This window comes from Rhodococcus shunpengi (genome assembly GCF_048381395.1).
Classification (GTDB): domain Bacteria; phylum Actinomycetota; class Actinomycetes; order Mycobacteriales; family Mycobacteriaceae; genus Rhodococcus.
In genome coordinates, this window is the sequence record NZ_JBLWIU010000028.1 from 105154 (window position 1) to 123335 (window position 18182).

The window sequence follows — 18182 nt, forward strand, 5'->3', positions numbered from 1 at the left end:
CGAGTGCACACCTTCGAGGTCTGGGCTCCGGTCCCGTCGTCCGTCCGGCTGTTCGCCGACGGACGGCTCCACGACATGCAACGCGACGACGGCTGGTGGCGCACCACCGTCGACGTCGCTCCCGACACCCGATACGGCTTCGTGCTCGACGACGACACCGGGACGGTCCTTCCCGACCCGCGATCTCCGCGTCAGCCGGAGGGCGTGCACGAGCCGTCGCAGCTTCACGCGCTCGACGAGACGAAGTGGACCGACCGCGGCTGGACCGGCCGACAACTGACGGGAAGCATCGTCTACGAGATGCACGTCGGGACCTTCACCCCCGAGGGCACGCTCGACTCGGCGATCGACCGTCTCGACGAACTCGTGGATCTCGGTGTCGAGTTCGTCGAACTCATGCCGCTCAACGCGTTCAACGGCACCCACGGATGGGGCTACGACGGCGTGCTCTGGTACGCGGTGCACGAACCCTACGGCGGCCCCGACGCCCTGCAGCGTTTCGTCGACGCCGCCCACGCGCGCGGACTGGCAGTGGCACTCGACGTCGTCTACAACCATCTCGGTCCGTCGGGGAACTATCTGGGGCGCTTCGGCCCCTATCTCTCCGCGGCGCCGGGAATCTGGGGCGACAACATCAACCTCGACGGTCCCGGATCCGGGGAGGTGCGCAGGTACATCCTCGACAATGCGCTGCGCTGGTTCCGCGAGTTCCACATCGACGCGCTCCGGCTCGACGCCGTGCACGCGCTGATCGACCACACCGCCACACACCTCCTCGAGGAACTGTCGGTCGAGACGTTCCGCCTGTCCGCCCATCTCGGTCGTCCCCTGTCGTTGATCGCCGAATCGGACCTCAACGATCCGAAGCTGATCACTCCCCGTCCCGGCGGTGGATACGGACTGCACGCGCAGTGGGCCGACGACGTCCACCACGCGATCCACGCGGCGGTGTCCGGTGAACGGCAGGGTTACTACGGCGACTTCGGTTCCCTGGACTGCCTCGCGTACACGCTCGGGCACGGCTTCTTCCACGCCGGGACGTATTCGAGCTTCCGCGGCCGGGTCCACGGGCGCCCGCTCGACACCCGGCGCACGCCGGCGAGCGGTCTGGTCGCCTACACCTGCACGCACGATCAGGTCGGCAACCGGGCGCTCGGCGACCGGCCGGGTGCCTATCTCGAAGCCGGTCAGCTCGCCCTCAAGGCTGCGCTCGTGCTCACATCCCCGTTCACGCCGATGTTGTTCATGGGCGAGGAGTGGGGTGCGAGCACGCCCTTCCGGTACTTCACGTCGCATCCCGAACCGGAACTCGCCGCGGCCGTGGTCGAGGGTCGCCGGCGCGAGTTCGCCGAACACGGCTGGGACGCCGCCGACGTACCCGACCCGCAGGCTCCGGAGACCTTCACCGGCTCGAAGCTGCGCTGGGACGAACGCGACGAGAACGGGCACGCCCGGCTGCTGGAGTGCTACCGCGCGCTCATCGCGCTGCGGCGGGACCGCGCCGAGCTCACCGATCCCTGGCTCGAGCACGTGCACGTGACGTACGACGAGGACGAGAAATGGCTCGTCGTACACCGCGGTGCGCTGCGGGTGGCGTGCAATCTCGGACCCGATCCCGTCACCGTGCCGGTCGGCGGGAAACCGCTGCTCTGGTGGGACGAACCGGTGGTCAACCGCACCGAGTCCGCAGTACTGATCCCGGGCTGGTCGTTCGCGGTCCTGGAGGCTCCCGAGACGCCCCGCCGATAAACGTTCGTCAGGCGAAAAAGTCGTTGATTATGCCACGAGTGGGCGAGTACCGTCTCAAGTACCGTCGAATTCTCGAGGTGAATCACCATGCAACCCAAGAAGATTCTGGCGAGCGTATTCCTCAGCACCGCACTCGTCCTCGCCCCTGCGGGGGTCGCCTCGGCGTCACCGGTGGTCGACACCTCCCCTGGCGTCGTCGCCGTCAACCACGACCACCGAGACTACGACAAGCACCACAAGAACGATCACAAGAGGGATCGCGACCACGGCAAGCACCACAACAAGGACTGGGATCGCCGTTGGGACAATCATTGGCGTCCCGACTGCTTCTGGTTCGGCCCCTGGCTGGTGTGCTCGCCCTGGTAGCGGCTCCGACTAGGTGAGGTAACGGTAGGCCGGCGACCCCGGCTCGAGTCGCTGCGCGTCGATCGGCGACGCATCCATGCGATTGAGCAGGGCCGAAAGGTCTTCTGCAGCACCCAGTTCGATACCGACGAGGGCAGCACCGGTCTCCCGGTTGTTGCGCTTGACGTACTCGAACAAGGTGATGTCGTCGTCCGGTCCGAGGACTTCGTCCAGGAACCGGCGCAGCGCGCCGGGTTCCTGGGGGAAGTCCACGAGGAAATAGTGTTTGAGCCCGCGGTGGACGAGCGACCGCTCGATGATCTCGCCGTAGCGCGAGACGTCGTTGTTGCCGCCCGACACCAGGCACACCACGTTCGCTCCGGGCTGCACCGAGATCGACTCGAGGGCAGCGACGGACAGGGCGCCGGCGGGCTCGGCGATGATGCCCTCGTTCTGGTACAGATCGAGCATCGTGGTGCACAGCGCACCCTCGTCGATCTGGGTCATCCCGAACGGGGCCCGACCGAGCCCCTCCCGGCGCAGCGTGGCCACGAGCGGCAGGCTCGAATGGGACACGACCTCGGCACCGAGTTCGGACACGACGGCGTAGGGGACGTCGCCGGTCCGCTTGACCGCAGCGCCGTCGACGAACGGCTCGACCTCCGGCAGCGTGACGGGACCGCCCGCGACCAGCGCGGCGGTCATCGATGCTGCGCCGGCCGGTTCGACACCGACGATCGACGTGCGTGGGGACCGCTCGCGCAGATAGGCGGCGACACCGGCGATGAGGCCGCCCCCGCCCACGGGGACGAGCACCACGTCGAGATCGCCGTCGAGCTGCTCGAGGATCTCGCGCGCGATGGTGCCCTGCCCGGCAGCGGTGCGGGCGTCGTCGAAGGGCGGGATCATCGTCGCCCCGGTGCGGATCGCATCGTCGGCGGCGGCCGCGGCCGCGGCGTCGAAGGTGTCGCCGACACCGATGAGTTCGACGCTGTCGCCGCCGTGAACACGGATCCGGTCGCGCTTCTGCTTGGGAGTGCGGGTGGGCACGTAGATGCGGCCCTGGATTCCCATCACCCGGCACGCGTAGGCGACGCCCTGCGCGTGGTTGCCGGCGCTGGCCGTGACGACGCCCGCGGCGCGCTCGGCCGCGTCGAGCTGCGCCATGGCGTTGTACGCCCCGCGGAGCTTGAAGGACCGCACACGGGTGAGGTCCTCACGCTTGAGGTAGACATTGGCTCCCACGAGGGCCGAGAGCCGGGGGCTGTGCTCGAGCGGCGTCGGGGCGACCGCCTCCGAAATTCGCTCGGCAGCCGCATCGATGTCGGCCGCGCAGGGCACGGCGGTCACAGTCATCGGTTCTGCTGTTCGCGAAGTGGAGGTCACCCGTCAATGCTGCCACTCCCCCGATTCGCCCACCACGGCGGGACCCGCATCGAGGGGGTGGCAGCACAGTCCGTCCGAGCGTGCTCGATCTACGAGCGCTCGACCGGCTCGAGAACGAAGACGGGAATCTCGCGATCGGTCTTCTCCTGGTACTCCGCGTAGGGCGGGAACGCCTCGACGGCACGTTCCCACCACTGCGCCTTCTCCTCACCGTGGACCTCGCGGGCGGTCATGTCCCACACCTCGGTGCGGTCCCTCACCTCGACGTGCGGATTCGCGACGATGTTGTGGTACCAGACGGGATGCTTCGGTGCACCGCCGAGCGAGGCGACGGCGGCATACCTGCCCTCGTGCTCGACTCGCATGAGAGGGATCTTGCGGAGCTTGCCGGACTTGGCGCCGACCGTGGTCAGGATGATGACCGGCCGACCCTGGAGGGTGGTGCCGCGGGTTCCGCCCGACGACTCGTACTCCTCGACCTGCTTGGCGCTCCATTCGACGGGACTCGGTTCGTATTCTCCGTGCAGTGGCATACCGACCAGTCAACACAATCGTTGTGACAGTCGTCGCCCGATCGTGGAGTTCGGTGGCCCGAACTCTTCCCTGCGCCTATCCTGAAGAAAGGATTCCGCCCGGCCTACAGCCGCTCTGCCTACAGGAGGTGCACCGCGATGTCCGTGCTCGATACCCGGATACGACGTGAGCGCACCGACGGTGTGGACATCGCCGGCACGATCTGGCCCCTGTACAAGCTCGAAGCACTCGCTTCGGGGCTTCTCACCCTGCTCGTGGTCCTCGTCGTCACCACCAGCGCCCAGAGCGCCGTGCTCGGTGCCGCTGCGGTCACCGTCGTCGTGTGGTGGGTCCGCAGGATCCAGCAACACGCACTCCGTTCCTAGCCGCACCGGCCAACCCGGCTTCCCGCGCGGCGCTCACCGAAGGGCTCGCGCCGCGCGGCGGACCGCTAGGTGGCCAGGCAGCCCGGTCCGAGCAGGGCCTTGAGGTCGCCCATCAGCGCCGACGACGGTTCGACCCGCAGGCTGTCGTCGAGCTTGAGGACGGTGACCTTGCTGCCGGTGATGAGCCGCACGTGCACGTCGGACGAGCCGGGATGGCGCGTGAGCACGTTCTTGAGGGCACCGACCTTGTCGGGGGTGCACAACCGGGTGGGCATCGACACCGACACCGGCTTCGCGACCCCGATCTGCGAGAGGTCGGGGACGACGAGATCGTTGGCGATCAGGGAGATCCGGTCGTCGCGGATCGACACCCGGGCCTTGACCAGCACCACCGAGTCCTCCACGACGTCCATGCCGTAGACGGCGTAGGACTGCGGGAAGAACAACACCTCGATGCCACCGGTGAGGTCCTCGAGCTGCGCGGACGCCCACGCGAGACCGTTCTTGTTGATGCGCCGGTTCACCGAGGCGAGGATGCCACCGACGGTGACCTGGCTGCCGTCCTTGAGCGCGCCTTCGAGGATCGCGGGGATCTGGGTGTCGGCCTGCGACGCGAGGACGTGCTCGACGCCGTTGAGCGGGTGCCCGGAGACGTAGAGGCCGAGCATCTCCCGTTCGAGGGCGAGGCGGTGCTTGGTGTCCCATTCCTCCTCGGGGATGCGGACGTTGAACACCGCGGCGACGGACTCGTCGGCGTCGTCGCCGCCGAACAGGTCGAACTGGCCGATCGCCTCGGCCTTCTTCGTGCTCATCACCGCGTCGATCGCGTCGGCGTGGACGAGCATCAATCCCTTGCGCGGGTGTCCGAGCGAGTCGAATGCGCCTGCCTTGATGAGGGATTCGGTGACCTTCTTCGAACACGCGACGGTGTCGATCTTGTTGAGATAGTCGGAGAAGTCGGTGTAGCGGCCCTTCTCCTCCCGCCCCTTGATGATCGAGGCGACGACGTTCGTGCCGACGTTGCGGACGGCGCCGAGGCCGAACCGGATGTCCTCGCCCACCGACATGAAGTTGGTGTGCGACTCGTTGACGTCCGGCGGCAGCACGGTGATGCCCATCTTGCGGCAGTCGGACAGGTAGACCGCGGCCTTGTCCTTGTCGTCACCCACGGAGGTGAGCAGACCGGCCATGTACTCGGCCGGGTAGTTCGCCTTGAGATAGGCGGTCCAGAACGAGACGAGACCGTAACCGGCGGCGTGCGACTTGTTGAACGCGTAGCCGGCGAAGGGCAGAACGGTGTCCCACAGCGCGGTGATCGCCGCCTGCGAGAAGCCGTTGTCCTTCATGCCCTGCGCGAAGCCGTCGTAGGCCTCGTCGAGGATCTCCTTCTTCTTCTTACCCATCGCGCGACGCAGCAGGTCTGCCTGTCCGAGCGAGTAACCGGCCACCTTCTGAGCGATCTGCATGATCTGCTCCTGGTAGACGATCAGGCCGTAGGTGTCGGCGAGGATCTCCTTCAGCGGTTCCTCGAGCTCGGGATGGATCGGCTTGACCTCTTGCCGCCCGTTCTTGCGGTCGGCGTAGTCGTTGTGCGCGTTCATGCCCATCGGGCCGGGGCGGTACAGCGCGAGCACGGCGACGATGTCCTCGAAGCCGGTGGGCTGCATGCGGCGCAGCAGGTCGCGCATGGCGCTGCCGTCGAGCTGGAACACGCCGAGCGTGTCGCCGCGCGCGAGCAGTTCGTAGGTCGCCGGATCCTCCAGCGGGAGGGTGTCGAGGTCGAGATCGATCCCGCGGTTGACCTTGATGTTCTCGATCGCGTCGCCGATGACGGTGAGGTTGCGCAGACCGAGGAAGTCCATCTTCAGCAGGCCGATGGCCTCGCAGGACGGATAGTCCCAGCCGGTGATGATCGCGCCGTCCTGCGCGCGCTTCCACAGCGGGATCGCGTCCATGAGCGGCTCGGACGACATGATCACCGCGCAGGCGTGGACGCCGGCGTTGCGGATCAGGCCCTCGAGACCGAGCGCGGTGTCGTAGATCTTCTTGATGTCCGGGTTGGACTCGATCAGCTGGCGGACCTCGGCGGCTTCCTTGTACCGCTCGTGGCTCGGGTCGGTGATACCCGAGACCGGGATGTCCTTCGCCATGATCGGCGGAGGCAGGGCCTTGGTGATCTGGTCGGCGATCGCGAATCCGGGCTGGCCGAACTGCACTCGCGCGGAGTCCTTGATCGCGGCCTTCGTCTTGATGGTGCCGAACGTGATGACCTGGGCGACCTTGTCGTTGCCCCACCGCTCGGTGGCGTAGCGCACCATCTCACCGCGGCGGCGATCGTCGAAGTCGATATCGATATCGGGCATCGACACGCGCTCGGGGTTGAGGAACCGCTCGAACAGCAGACCGTGCGGGATCGGGTCGATGTTGGTGATGCCCATCGCGTAGGCGACGAGCGAACCGGCGGCCGAACCACGGCCGGGGCCGACGCGGATGCCGACCTCGCGGGCGTGGTTGATGAGGTCGCCGACGACGAGGAAGTAAGCAGGGAAGCCCATCTGGTTGATGACGCTGATCTCGTACTCGGCGCGCTCGACGTACTCGCGGGGCGGGCCGGCGGGGAAGCGACGGTCGAGACCGCGCATGACCTCCTTGTGCAACCAGCTCGCCTGCGTCTCCCCTTCCGGCACCGGGAAGATCGGCATCCGGTCGCGGTGGGTCCACACGTCCTCGTAGGACTGCACCCGCTCGGCGATGAGCAGCGTGTTGTCGCACGCGCCCGGCACCTCGCGGTCCCACTGCTCGCGCATCTCCTGCGCCGACTTGAGGTAGTAGCCGTCGCCGTCGAACTTGAACCGGGTGGGATCGGAGAGGGTCTTACCGGTCTGGATGCACAGCAGCGCCTCGTGGTTCGCGGCCGCATCCTTGGTGACGTAGTGGCAGTCGTTGGTCACGAGCGGCGGGATGTCGAGCTTGCGGCCGATCTCGATCAGGCCCTCGCGCACCCGGCGCTCGATGGACAGGCCGTGGTCCATCAGCTCGAGGAAGAAGTTGTCCTTACCCCAGATCTCCTGCCACTTCGCGGCCGCCTCGAGGGCTTCACGCTCGTGGCCGAGGCGCAGGCGCGTCTGGATCTCACCCGACGGGCAGCCGGTCGTGGCGATGATGCCCTCGTGATGGTGGGCGATGAGCTCTTCGTCCATACGAGCCCACTTGCCGAGCTGGCCCTCGATCGATGCGAGGGAGGACAGCTTGAACAGGTTCCGCAGGCCCGTGGAGTTCTCGGCGACCATCGTCATGTGGGTGTAGGCACCCGAGCCGGAGACGTCGTCGGACTTCTGGCCGGGATCGCCCCACTGCACACGCTTGGTGGAGAAGCGCGACTCCGGCGCGACGTACGCCTCGATGCCGATGATCGGCTTGATGCCGAACTTCTTGGCGACGTTGTAGAACTCGCTGGCGCCGTACATGTTTCCGTGGTCGGTCATGCCCACGGCCGGCATCCCCAGCCGTTCGGCCTCCTTGAACAACGGTCCGACCTTCGCGGCGCCGTCGAGCATCGAGTACTCGGTGTGGGTGTGCAGATGAACGAACGAGTCAGCCACGCGTGCCTCTCCCGGGATGTCTGTGGGCAGAGACGAGTCTAAGCCGCGCGAGGCTCCGCGGTGACCACGGCACGCTGACGACGGGCCCGCACGAGGGCGTCCGTGCTGTACACCGCCAGTGCGATCCAGATCAGGACGAAACCGATCCACCGCGAGGCGGGCATGTCCTCCCCGAGCACGACCACACCCCACGTCATCTGCAGGCTCGGCGTGAGGTACTGCAGCATGCCGAGTGTCGCGAGCGGGACCCGCTGCGCGGCCGCGCCGAAGAGCAGCAGCGGTACGGCGGTCACCAGCCCCGCCGACACGAGCAGGGCGGTGTGATCGATGCCGTGCCCGAGGAAGGTGCCGGTGCCGGTCACCGCGAGGAAGATCACGTACCCGAGCGCGAACGGGGCCGCGACGATCCCCTCACCTGTCAGGGACGTGCGCGGATCGAGCGGCACGACCTTCTTGATCACCCCGTAGGACGCGAAGGACAACGCCAGGGTCAGGGCGATGATCGGCGGTCTGCCGTAGTCGACGGTGATGACCACCACCGCGCACACCGCGAGCACCAGCGCCGCGATCTGCGCCGGCCGCAGTCGTTCCCGGAAGAACAGGACACCGAACACCACGCTGACGAGCGGGTTGATGAAGTAGCCGAGTGCGGTCTCCACGACCCGGCCCGACACGACGCCGTAGATGTAGACGCCCCAGTTGACCGCGATCGCGGTGGACGCCGCGGCGACCAGGCCCCAGGTGCGGGCCGACAGGCCGCGCAGGGTGCCGAGGCGTCCCATGACGCCCAGCACGATCAGCATGAGCACGAGGGTCCACAGCACGCGGTGCGCGAGGATCTCGACGGCGCCGGCGGGTTCGAGCAGGCCGAAGTAGGCGGGGAACAGTCCCCACAATCCGTAGGCGCCCAGACCGCACAGCACCCCGGTGCGCACGATGTTCCGCTGCCCCGAGTCGTTCCGATCCCCCGAGTCGCTCACCGGATCACCCTACGACGCCGCCGGTGCGCTGTCGTTCCTGGACACTGTCGTTCCTGGACACTGTCGTTCCGAGACACTGTCGTTCCGAACACTGTCGTTTCGAGACGGGATCCCCCGCACCGTCACACCTCCCCGTCGTCCGGGCCGGGCACGACCGTCTCGACGTGGGTGGGCAGCAGCGGGGTCACCGCGAAGCGTCCCGCGATCGCGTCGGCGGGCAGGACCTCCACGGCCCGCACGTCCGGGGCATCGGCGACGGCCCGGAACTGTGCGGGAGTACCCCGGAGCACCGCCGCGACGACGCAGTCGCAGCCGTCGGCGAGCCGCTGCGCGGAGACCGCCCCGACCCGCGCGGCGCGTTCGGTCCCGAACTCCACCAGGCTCAGCCGGCCCGCGGCGACCGAAGGGGCACGACGCACCGCCTCCGGGTTCTCCGGCACCGCGACCGGCACCAGTGGTGTCTGGACGCGGTCGATCGGCACACGGAGGAGCACCTGCGCCACGCGCACCTCGTCGGTGAGTTCGACGACCCGGTCGATGCCGACGGCGTCGGTGAACGACACCAGTCCCCAGTGCTCGAGGTCTCCGTCCGCTTCGGCCTCGGTCAGGCTGTCCGCGGCCCGTGCCAGATAGTCGGCGACCACTTCCCCGTTGTCGGGGCCGAGGGTGTCGCTCCCCACGGGGGCCGTCCGCGGCGGTGAGGTCCACCCGGCGACGAGCACGGCGACGACGAGAACGACGACCGCCGCCCAGGGCAGGACACGTCCCATCGGTCAGGCGTTGCGCAACACGGCGAGCGCGTGTTCGAGATCCGGAGGGTACTTGCTGGTGATCTCGACCCAGTGCCCGCGCGTCGGGTGCGAGAACCCGAGGGTGCACGCGTGCAGCCACTGCCGTTCGAGGCCGAGACGCGCCGCGAGACGCGGGTCGGCTCCGTAGGTGAGGTCGCCGCAGCAGGGGTGACGCAGTGCCGAGAAGTGCACCCGGATCTGATGGGTGCGACCGGTCTCGAGGTGGATGTCGAGCAGGCTCGCGGCCTGGAACGCCTCGATCGTGTCGTAGTGCGTCACGCTGGGCTTGCCGTCGGCGGTGACCGTGAACTTCCAGTCGCTGCTGCGGTGGCGGCCGATCGGTGCGTCGATGGTGCCGCTGCTCGGGTCGGGATGCCCCTGGACGAGCGCGTGGTACCGCTTGTCGACCGTGCGTTCCTTGAAGGCGCGCTTGAGGACGGTATAGGCGCGTTCGGACGTCGCGACCACCATGACGCCGGAGGTGCCCACGTCGAGCCGGTGCACGATGCCCTGGCGTTCGTGGGCGCCGGACGTGGAGATCCGGTAGCCGGCGGCGGCGAGGCCGCCGATCACGGTCGGTCCGGTCCAGCCGACGCTCGCGTGGGCGGCGACACCCACGGGCTTGTCGACCGCGACGATGTCGTCGTCGGCGTAGAGGATCTCCATGCCCTCGACGGGCTGGGCCTCGATGGTCAGGGGGCGGGGCGGCTCGGGCAGTTCCACCTCGAGCCAGGAGCCGGCGGACAGTCGGTCGGACTTGCCCACCGCCGCGCCGTCGACCACGACGGCGCCCTCCTCGGTGAGCGTGGCGACCACGGTCCGGGACAGACCGAGCAGGCGCGCGAGGCCTGCATCGACACGCATCCCGTCGAGCCCGTCGGGTACGGGCATCGCGCGGGTTTCCCTCACTGGTGTGATTCCTTTCTCGTTTCGTCCGCATCCGGCGCTGCGCCCGGGCCCTGCGAGGCGCCACCGTCGGGTTCGACGCCGAAGATGGTCAGGGCCACGAGCAGGATCGCTCCGCACACGATGGCCGAGTCGGCGACGTTGAACACCGGCCACCATCCGACCGACACGAAGTCGACGACGTGGCCCTGCAGCGGTCCGGGCGAGCGGAACAGACGGTCGGTGAGATTGCCGAGCGCTCCCCCGAGGACGAGGGCGAGGCCGAGCGCCCACCACCGCGATCTCAGGGTCCGGCCGATCTTCACGACGCCGACGACGACGGCGATCGCGACCAGCGTGAGCAGCCAGGTCATACCCGTGGCCATGGAGAACGCGGCACCGGGATTGCGGACGAGTGTCAGGGTGACTGTGTCGCCGACGATCGAGATCGGGTCGGCTGGGTCGATGTAGTGGACGGCGAGCACCTTCGTCACCAGATCCGCGACGTAGACGACGAGCGCCACGAGCAGCAGCGGCCGCAGCATGCGCCGGCCGACGGAGGGGGGCGGCGCCGGCTCGTCGGCACGACCGGGAACCGGCGTCTCCGCGTCGCGGTCGGGTCGGGAAGCTTCGTTCGTCACCGCTCCATCATCCCCTACCGGACGACCGCGGCGGTTCCCACTCCCGTCGTGGCTACCCTGGGTGGCGTGCCTGCGCTGTCCAGATTCCCCCGCTCGGGGCCGTGTGCCCTCGCGGCTGTGCTGTCCCTCTCCGCTCTCGTCGCCGGTTGCGGTGGTCCTTCGGACGGCGCGCCCGCCGTCACGGCGGCGACATCGACGGAGGTGACGGTGCCGGTGTCGGCGGTGACCACGACGGTGCTCGACCCCGGTGCCGAACCCCGATCGGTGGTGCGGCTCGCACCCGAGGCGGGGGTGCAGCAGAGCGTCGTCCTCACCACCCGATCCGAGGTCTTCCAGCGCGTCGGCGACGACCCGCAGCAGGACTTCTCCACTCCCGAGCTGACCCTTCCGCTCTCGGCGACGGTCGAGCGAGCGGTCTCCGACGAGGACCCGAGCACCGTGGTCGACATCACCGTCGGATCGGCGACATCGCCGGACGAGACGCTCGGGTCGGCACTGTCCGATGCCGAGGGTTCCGGAGCCGGACTGACGATCGGGCCGACCGGCGCGATCAGTGCGCTGCGCCTCGAGCCCGCTCCCGATGCTGCGAACATCGCACGGTCGGCGATCGAGCAGGCCTTCTACCAGGCCGTCTATCGCATCGTCTCGTTCCCGGACGAAGCCGTCGGGGTGGGCGCGGTCTGGGAGATCCACCAGCAGGTGATGAGCGCGGGCATCACCCTCGACCAGGTCGGGACGGCGACGCTCGTCGAGCGGGAGGACGACCGCATCACGGTCGACGTGAGGGTCGAACAGACACCGCGCGAGTCCACCTGGGTGCTGCCGAACGGGCAGGGCCGTCTCGACATCGAGCAGTACACGATGGCCGGTGAGGGGTCGATGACGATCGACGCGTCGCTCCCCCTGCCCGTCGGCGGAGAACTGACGGTGCGGGGCGATCAGACCTACGTCGAGCCGGACGGCGGAACACGCCTGTCGCAGTCGCAGGTCGACCGCGTGGGCTGGAACACCCCGGATCGGTAGTCCGGAAGATGGACGAACGCCGACGGCCGGCGCGGATGATCCGCGCCGGCCGTCGGTTCGTTCGGGACGAGTACTACATCATGCGCAGGCCGGGGACTGCAGCTGCGCCATGTTGATGACGATGGAGCACGCGTAGTCCTTCGACACCTTCCAGGTGTCGTCCTCGGCGACGAAGTCGACCGTTCCGAAGGACGGCTGGTCGCTGCCCGCGAGCGCCATCTCGACACCGGCGGTGATCGTGCCGTTCTCGTTGTCGGTCACGTCGACGACGTTGACCTGCACGCCGGCGTCGTTGGCCGCCTGGGCGACCATGTTGATCAGCTCCGGATCCTCCTCGGCGCCCTGGACCAGGTCGGTCTTCTCGGCGGCCGGGACGCTCAGGTCGAAGGCGCGCGCGAGGTCGGCGTTGAGCTCCTCGACGGTGGGCACCGGCGGGTAGTCGACGGCCGGAGCCGCGGCGGTCGTGGTCGTGCTGGTCTTCGCGGTCGTCTCGGAGGAGCTACCGCCGTCGTCCGAGCTGCAGGCGGACATCGTGAGGGCGGCGGCGAGCGCCACGGTGGCGACGGTGATCTTGCGAAGCTTCAACTTCTCGTCCTTCTCGTTCGGTCGTGCACGATGTGTTCGTCGTGCTCGGTCATCCGGCAGCGGATCGCCCGCAAGAGTACCCGGCGGTAGTAAGAAGACCATGAGGGCGCCGGGAACATGTTTCAGTTCAGGCTCGCGAGTGGGTCGGCGACGCCGAGGTCGGGATCGTTCTCGTCGAGCGTCCGTGCTGGTCCCGGACCCGTGCTGCGTGTCTCGAAGCGGACGGTGACCACGCCGTGGCCCGCGCCCTGCACCCATCCGTGCCCGAATTCGGGATGGCAGACGTCGGCGCCCGGCGTCCACCGGGTGGCCGGTCCGCTCGCCGCGACGCGCTCCTCGTCGTCCTCCTCTGCCGGTCCGGTCTCCTCGGTCGTCGTCCGGTCGAGTTCAGGGAACAGGGTGTCCTGCGCGATAGCGGACAGACCCGCATAGCCCACCCCGACGAGCCGGACGGGGCCGATTTCGAGGGGATCGAGCGCGAGGCGCTGGGCGGCGGCGGTGAGCACCTGCATGTCCTCGGTGGCGTAGGGCAGGGTCGACGACCGGGTGAGCACCGACATGTCGGCCTTGCGCAGCTTGAGCACCACCGTGCGGGCGGCACGCCCGTCCTTGCGCAGGCGTGTGTGCGCGGCGGTCGCGGACGCGGCGATCGCCCGCCGCAGTCCGGGCATCGCGACGATGTCCGTGGGAAAGGTGGTCTCGGCGCTGACCTGTTTCGCCTCGGCGCGCTCCGCGACGGGCCGGTCGTCGAATCCGTTGGCGAGCCGGTGCAGTCCCGGCCCGATGGTGCCGCCGAGGATCGACGCCGCCTCGGCGACGGGCAGCGCCGCGAGATCTCCGATGGTCTCGATGCCGAGTCGCCGCAAACGGTCCTCGGCCACCGGACCGATCCCCCACAGCTTGCGCACCGGCAGGCTGTGCAGCAACGGGAGTTCGCCTTCGGGCCGGACGACGAGCAGCCCGTCCGGTTTCGCGAGACCGGACCCGATCTTCGCGATCTGCTTACCCGATCCGGCCCCGATGGAGGCGACGAGACCTGTTTTCTCCCTGACGTGTTCGCGTAACTCGGAACAGAAGCGTTCGACCTCGTCGGCGTCGGCGCCGGCGAGTTCGAGAGGTTCGGCGAACGCCTCGTCGAGAGAGAGGGTCTCGAGGATCGGGATCCGGGCGCGCAGGGTGTCGAAGACGAGTCCGCTCAGTTCGCGGTAGAGGATTCCGCGCGGAGGCAGCACGACCGCCGCCGGTCCGACGAGGCGCCGTGCCCGGCTCATCGGCATGGCAGAGCGCGCACCGTAGACGCGGGCCTCGTAGCTCGCGCCGGCCACCACCCCGCGGGCACCGAGCCCACCGACGAGGACCGGCCGGCCCCGCAGGGTCGGCCGGGTCAACTGCTCGGCGGACGCGAAGAACGCGTCGAGATCCAGGTGCAACACCCAGCGCCGACTCACGGAAGCGGGCACGTGTCGAGACTAGTGCGCCGCACCCACACGTCCGGTGGGAGGCCGCAGGTCGGTGCTTCCGGAAGGACGCTCGNCACCGGCCCGGTCACGCCCTGACGATGGACGCGCGGGTTCCTTCGCCGAGTTCGATCGCCTCGCCTTCGGGGGCGCCGAGCTCGAAGGTCGTGGCGAGGATCTCGCCGGCGATCAGATCCCGGTGGCGGTCGGCCCATTCGGCGCGTTCGGCCGGAACCTCGAACCGCACCGAGATGCGGTCGGAGACCTCCAGGCCGAGGTTGCGGCGCGCGTCCTGGAATTCGCGGATGCGGTCCTTGGCCCAGCCCTCGGCCTCGAGTTCCTCGGTGACGGTCGTGTCGAGGACCACCAGGCCGTTGCCACCCGGCAGCGCGGCGGTGGATTCCGGCTCGGCCGCGACGAGACGGCTGGTGTACTCCTCGGGCAGCAGGGCGATGCCGGCCGCGGTGACCGTGCCGTCCTCCGCCTGCGTCCAGTCGCCCGCCTTGACGGCCTTGATGACCTTCTGCACTTCCTTGCCGAGACGGGGACCGGCGGCACGTGCGTTGACGACCACCTCGAACCGGCCGTGGGCCTCGACGTCGTCGGTGGTCACGACCCGCTTGACGTTGACCTCGTCCTTGATGAGGTCGACGAACGGATCGAGATGCGACGAGCCCGGCGTCGCGACCGTGACCTCGGGCAGCGGGAGTCGCACGCGCAGCTTCTGGGCCTTACGCAGCGACAGCACGGTCGAGCACACCCCGCGCACCTCGTCCATCGCCGCGACGAGCGCGGGATCCGAGGGCAGGTCGTCGGACGCCGGCCAGTCCGCCAGGTGCACCGACCGGCCACCGGTCAGACCCCGCCAGATCACCTCGGACGCCATCGGCAGCAGCGGCGCGGCCAGGCGCGTGACGACCTCGAGCACCGTGTGGAGGGTGTCGATCGCGTCGGTGTCCTCGTCCCAGAACCGGTTCCGCGAGCGGCGCACGTACCAGTTGGTCAGCGCGTCGCAGAAGGTGCGCAGCTCGTCGCACGCCCCGGCGATGTCGACGGCCTCGAGCGCCTCGGTGATGACGTCGCGGGTCTGCGCGAGCTTGGCGAGGATGTACCGGTCGAGCACGTTCGTCGAATCGGTCCGCCAGGTGCCCGGCTTCGACGCGTACAGCTGCAGGAAGCTCCACGCGTTCCACAACGGCAGCAGCGCCTGCCGCACACCCTCGCGGATGCCCTGTTCGGTGACGACGAGATTGCCGCCGCGCAGGATCGGCGAGGACATGAGGAACCAGCGCATCGCGTCGGAACCGTCGCGGGCGAAGACCTCGTTGACGTCGGGATAGTTGCCCTTCGACTTGCTCATCTTCAGGCCGTCGTCGCCGAGGACGATGCCGTGCGCGGCAACGCATTTGAAGGCAGGACGGTCGAACAGCGCGGTGGCCAGGACGTGCAGCGTGTAGAACCAGCCGCGGGTCTGCCCGTTGTACTCGACGATGAAGTCGCCCGGGTAGTGCGTGTCGAACCAGTCGCGGTTCTCGAAGGGATAGTGCACCTGGGCGAACGGCATCGAGCCGGACTCGAACCAGCAGTCGAGGACCTCGGGGACGCGACGCATGGTCGACTTCCCGGTCGGGTCGTCGGGATTCGGCCGGGTCAGTTCGTCGATCATCGGCCGGTGCAGGTCGGTGGGCCGCACGCCGAAGTCGCGTTCGAGTTCGTCGAGCGAACCGTAGACGTCGACGCGCGGGTACTCCGGGTCGTCCGAGATCCATACCGGGATCGGGCTGCCCCAGTAGCGGTTACGGCTGATGTTCCAGTCACGGGCACCTTCGAGCCACTTGCCGAACTGACCGTCGCGGATGTGCTCGGGCACCCACGTGATCTGCTGGTTGAGCTCGACCATGCGGTCGCGGAAACGGGTGACGGCGACGAACCACGACGGCACCGCCATGTAGATCAGCGGCTGACCCGACCGCCACGAGTGCGGGTAGGAGTGCTCGATGGTCTCGTGCCGCAACAGCTTTCCGGCGGCCTTGAGGTCCTTGATGATGACCGGGTTGGCGTCGAAGACCTGCAGGCCCTCGTACGGCGGCACCATCGAGGTGAACTTGCCGCCCGGATCGAGCGGCTGCACGAGCTCGATGCCGTTGCGCTGGCAGTACTCCATGTCCTCTTCACCGAAAGCCGGTGCGAGGTGGACGATTCCGGTACCGGACTCGGTGGTGACGTAGTCGGCGGCGATCACCCGGTGCGCGTTCTCACGGCCGGCGAAGAAGTCGAAGGGCGGCTCGTAGGCGAGACCGACGAGGTCGGTGCCGCGGTAACGGCCGAGCACGTCGGGTTCCTCGCCGAGTTCGCGGGCGTAGTGGCCGAGACGATCCTGCGCGAGCAGGTAGGTCTTGTCGTCGGCGCCACGCACGGCGACGTACTCGATCTCGGGGTGCACCGCGATCGCGAGGTTGGACGGCAGGGTCCACGGCGTGGTGGTCCAGATGAGCGCGCACGCGCCGTCGAGTTCGGAACCGGGTGCACGCAGCACCATGTCGACGGTGACCGCCGGGTCCTGACGCATCTTGTAGGCGTCGTCGAGACGGGTCTCCTGGTTCGACAGCGGCGTCTGCTCGTACCAGCTGTAGGGCAGCACCCGGAAGCCCTGGTAGATCAGGCCCTTCTCGTACAGCGACTTGAACGCCCACATGACCGACTCCATGAAGTCGAGGTCGAGGGTCTTGTAGTCGTTGTCGAAGTCGACCCAGCGGGCCTGACGGGTGACGTAGTCGCGCCACTCACCGGTGTAGCGCAGCACCGACTGCTTGCAGTAGGCGTTGAACTCGGCCAGGCCCATCGAATCGATCTCGGACTTGTCCTTGATGCCGAGCTGCTTCTCCGCTTCGAGCTCGGCGGGCAGGCCGTGGCAGTCCCAGCCGAAGCGGCGGTCGACCTTCTTCCCGAGCATGGTCTGGAAGCGCGGGACGACGTCCTTGACGTAGCCGGTGAGCAGGTGCCCGTAGTGCGGGAGGCCGTTCGCGAAGGGCGGGCCGTCGTAGAAGACGAACTCGTCAGCGCCGTCACGGTTGCGCAGCGACGCCTCGAAGGTACCGTCGGAGGCCCACTGCGCGAGCACACGCTCTTCGAGCGCCGGGAAGTCGACACCCGAATCGCGCGGCAGGTCGTAGTCGACGCGCGGATATCCGGCAGTACTGCCGGCGGTTGCTGCGGTGGGATCCGGTGCAGCGTGGTTCTCGGTCACAGCGTGGCTCCTCCGTGCCTGGATACGTCTCGGCACGGGGACGATCGCCGTGCGCGTGCACGGCCACCGCGGTACCACCCCGCTTGCACGTCCCGAGGGACGGCCACTCGTTCGGGCTGTGACGGGCCCACCCGTCCGGTTCTACTGGGCGACCGGCAAGGTCGCCGTTCTTCCGGAGGCTCCCCGGTGATGGCCGGATCGACGCCGCCCGCGATCGCGGGATCGAGCTTCACGCTCGGTGATGCATATTGTAGGACGCTTCAGCGATCCGAAGAATTCCGGTCGCCGGGACGCCGGCGCGGTGCACGCCGACCGGGACGTCCGCCCGAGGCTCCGGCCTGCCCGACGGAACGGGGATCGGCCCACTCACCTTCGGCCGAACTCCGTCCGCCGAGTGCGCTCGCCAGCAGGAGCACCGCTCCCACGACGCACACCGCGATACAACCCCATGCCCAGAGCACCGAACCGGTCATCAACGCGATCACGAGAAGACCGAATCCGACAGCTGCGAGTACCAGCGTGACGACGAGCACGACGCTCCTCCTCTACCGAGGTACAGCACCAGGCCGTACAGCACCAGCCGGAGAGACCG

15 protein-coding genes are annotated in these 18182 nt (G+C 68.4%); 4 read left to right on the forward strand and 11 right to left on the reverse strand.

Annotated elements, in window-relative coordinates:
- The first annotated feature begins 3 nt into the window (after positions 1 to 3).
- Complete coding sequence (treZ, locus tag ACNJ7K_RS16465) at positions 4 to 1749, forward strand: malto-oligosyltrehalose trehalohydrolase (protein ID WP_487041945.1); 1746 nt, start codon at positions 4 to 6, stop codon at positions 1747 to 1749.
- An 87-nt stretch (positions 1750 to 1836) separates the two neighbouring features.
- Positions 1837 to 2115 (forward strand): hypothetical protein, encoded by a 279-nt coding sequence (locus ACNJ7K_RS16470; RefSeq protein WP_120283202.1) that lies wholly within the window; start codon positions 1837 to 1839, stop codon positions 2113 to 2115.
- A gap of 9 nt (positions 2116 to 2124) precedes the next feature.
- Here ACNJ7K_RS16470 and ilvA read toward each other — a convergent pair whose 3' ends face one another.
- Entirely contained in the window at positions 2125 to 3450 is a 1326-nt protein-coding gene (ilvA, locus tag ACNJ7K_RS16475) for a threonine ammonia-lyase IlvA (protein WP_174247024.1), read from the reverse strand.
- Between the two features lie 119 nt (positions 3451 to 3569).
- On the reverse strand, positions 3570 to 4013 hold the full coding sequence (locus tag ACNJ7K_RS16480) for a nitroreductase family deazaflavin-dependent oxidoreductase (protein ID WP_487041946.1): 444 nt from the start codon (positions 4011 to 4013) through the stop codon (positions 3570 to 3572).
- A 138-nt stretch (positions 4014 to 4151) separates the two neighbouring features.
- Here ACNJ7K_RS16480 and ACNJ7K_RS16485 point away from each other — a divergent pair, with 138 nt between their 5' ends.
- Positions 4152 to 4379 carry a hypothetical protein gene (locus tag ACNJ7K_RS16485; protein ID WP_159418059.1) on the forward strand — a complete coding sequence of 76 codons (228 nt, stop codon included), beginning with the start codon at positions 4152 to 4154 and terminating at the stop codon, positions 4377 to 4379.
- A gap of 65 nt (positions 4380 to 4444) precedes the next feature.
- Here the strand turns inward: ACNJ7K_RS16485 and dnaE are convergent, their stop codons facing one another.
- The 5 genes from dnaE to lspA all read right to left on the reverse strand — a co-directional run bounded on the left by dnaE (position 4445) and on the right by lspA (position 11278).
- Positions 4445 to 7981: a DNA polymerase III subunit alpha gene (gene dnaE / locus ACNJ7K_RS16490; protein WP_120283208.1), complete on the reverse strand. Its 3537-nt coding sequence runs from the start codon at positions 7979 to 7981 to the stop codon at positions 4445 to 4447.
- 38 nt (positions 7982 to 8019) lie between these two features.
- Positions 8020 to 8961 (reverse strand): EamA family transporter RarD, encoded by a 942-nt coding sequence (gene rarD / locus ACNJ7K_RS16495; RefSeq protein WP_372473809.1) that lies wholly within the window; start codon positions 8959 to 8961, stop codon positions 8020 to 8022.
- Positions 8962 to 9083: 122 nt separating this feature from the next.
- A complete protein-coding gene (locus ACNJ7K_RS16500) occupies positions 9084 to 9731 on the reverse strand; it encodes a hypothetical protein (protein ID WP_120283210.1) in 648 nt (215 codons plus the stop codon).
- A gap of 3 nt (positions 9732 to 9734) precedes the next feature.
- Positions 9735 to 10643: an RluA family pseudouridine synthase gene (locus ACNJ7K_RS16505; RefSeq protein ID WP_174247134.1), complete on the reverse strand. Its 909-nt coding sequence runs from the start codon at positions 10641 to 10643 to the stop codon at positions 9735 to 9737.
- A 14-nt stretch (positions 10644 to 10657) separates the two neighbouring features.
- Positions 10658 to 11278: a signal peptidase II gene (gene lspA, locus ACNJ7K_RS16510; RefSeq protein ID WP_120283214.1), complete on the reverse strand. Its 621-nt coding sequence runs from the start codon at positions 11276 to 11278 to the stop codon at positions 10658 to 10660.
- 66 nt (positions 11279 to 11344) lie between these two features.
- Between lspA and ACNJ7K_RS16515 the strand changes: the two genes are divergently transcribed.
- Positions 11345 to 12301 (forward strand): hypothetical protein, encoded by a 957-nt coding sequence (locus ACNJ7K_RS16515; RefSeq protein WP_268653856.1) that lies wholly within the window; start codon positions 11345 to 11347, stop codon positions 12299 to 12301.
- Positions 12302 to 12379: 78 nt separating this feature from the next.
- On the opposite strand, the gene ACNJ7K_RS16520 is transcribed toward ACNJ7K_RS16515, so the two are convergent.
- The 4 genes from ACNJ7K_RS16520 to ACNJ7K_RS16535 form a co-directional block, all read right to left on the reverse strand.
- Complete coding sequence (locus ACNJ7K_RS16520; RefSeq protein WP_024101260.1) at positions 12380 to 12886, reverse strand: WKL family lipoprotein; 507 nt, start codon at positions 12884 to 12886, stop codon at positions 12380 to 12382.
- A 122-nt stretch (positions 12887 to 13008) separates the two neighbouring features.
- Positions 13009 to 14319: a DNA polymerase IV gene (locus ACNJ7K_RS16525; protein WP_071935182.1), complete on the reverse strand. Its 1311-nt coding sequence runs from the start codon at positions 14317 to 14319 to the stop codon at positions 13009 to 13011.
- A 112-nt stretch (positions 14320 to 14431) separates the two neighbouring features.
- The gene (ileS, locus tag ACNJ7K_RS16530) at positions 14432 to 17590 is read right to left on the reverse strand and encodes an isoleucine--tRNA ligase (protein ID WP_487041947.1); all 3159 of its coding nucleotides are present in this window, start codon (positions 17588 to 17590) and stop codon (positions 14432 to 14434) included.
- 260 nt (positions 17591 to 17850) lie between these two features.
- Positions 17851 to 18123, reverse strand: a complete 273-nt coding sequence (locus ACNJ7K_RS16535) for a hypothetical protein (protein ID WP_120283218.1) — start codon at positions 18121 to 18123, stop codon at positions 17851 to 17853.
- Positions 18124 to 18182 lie beyond the last annotated feature (59 nt).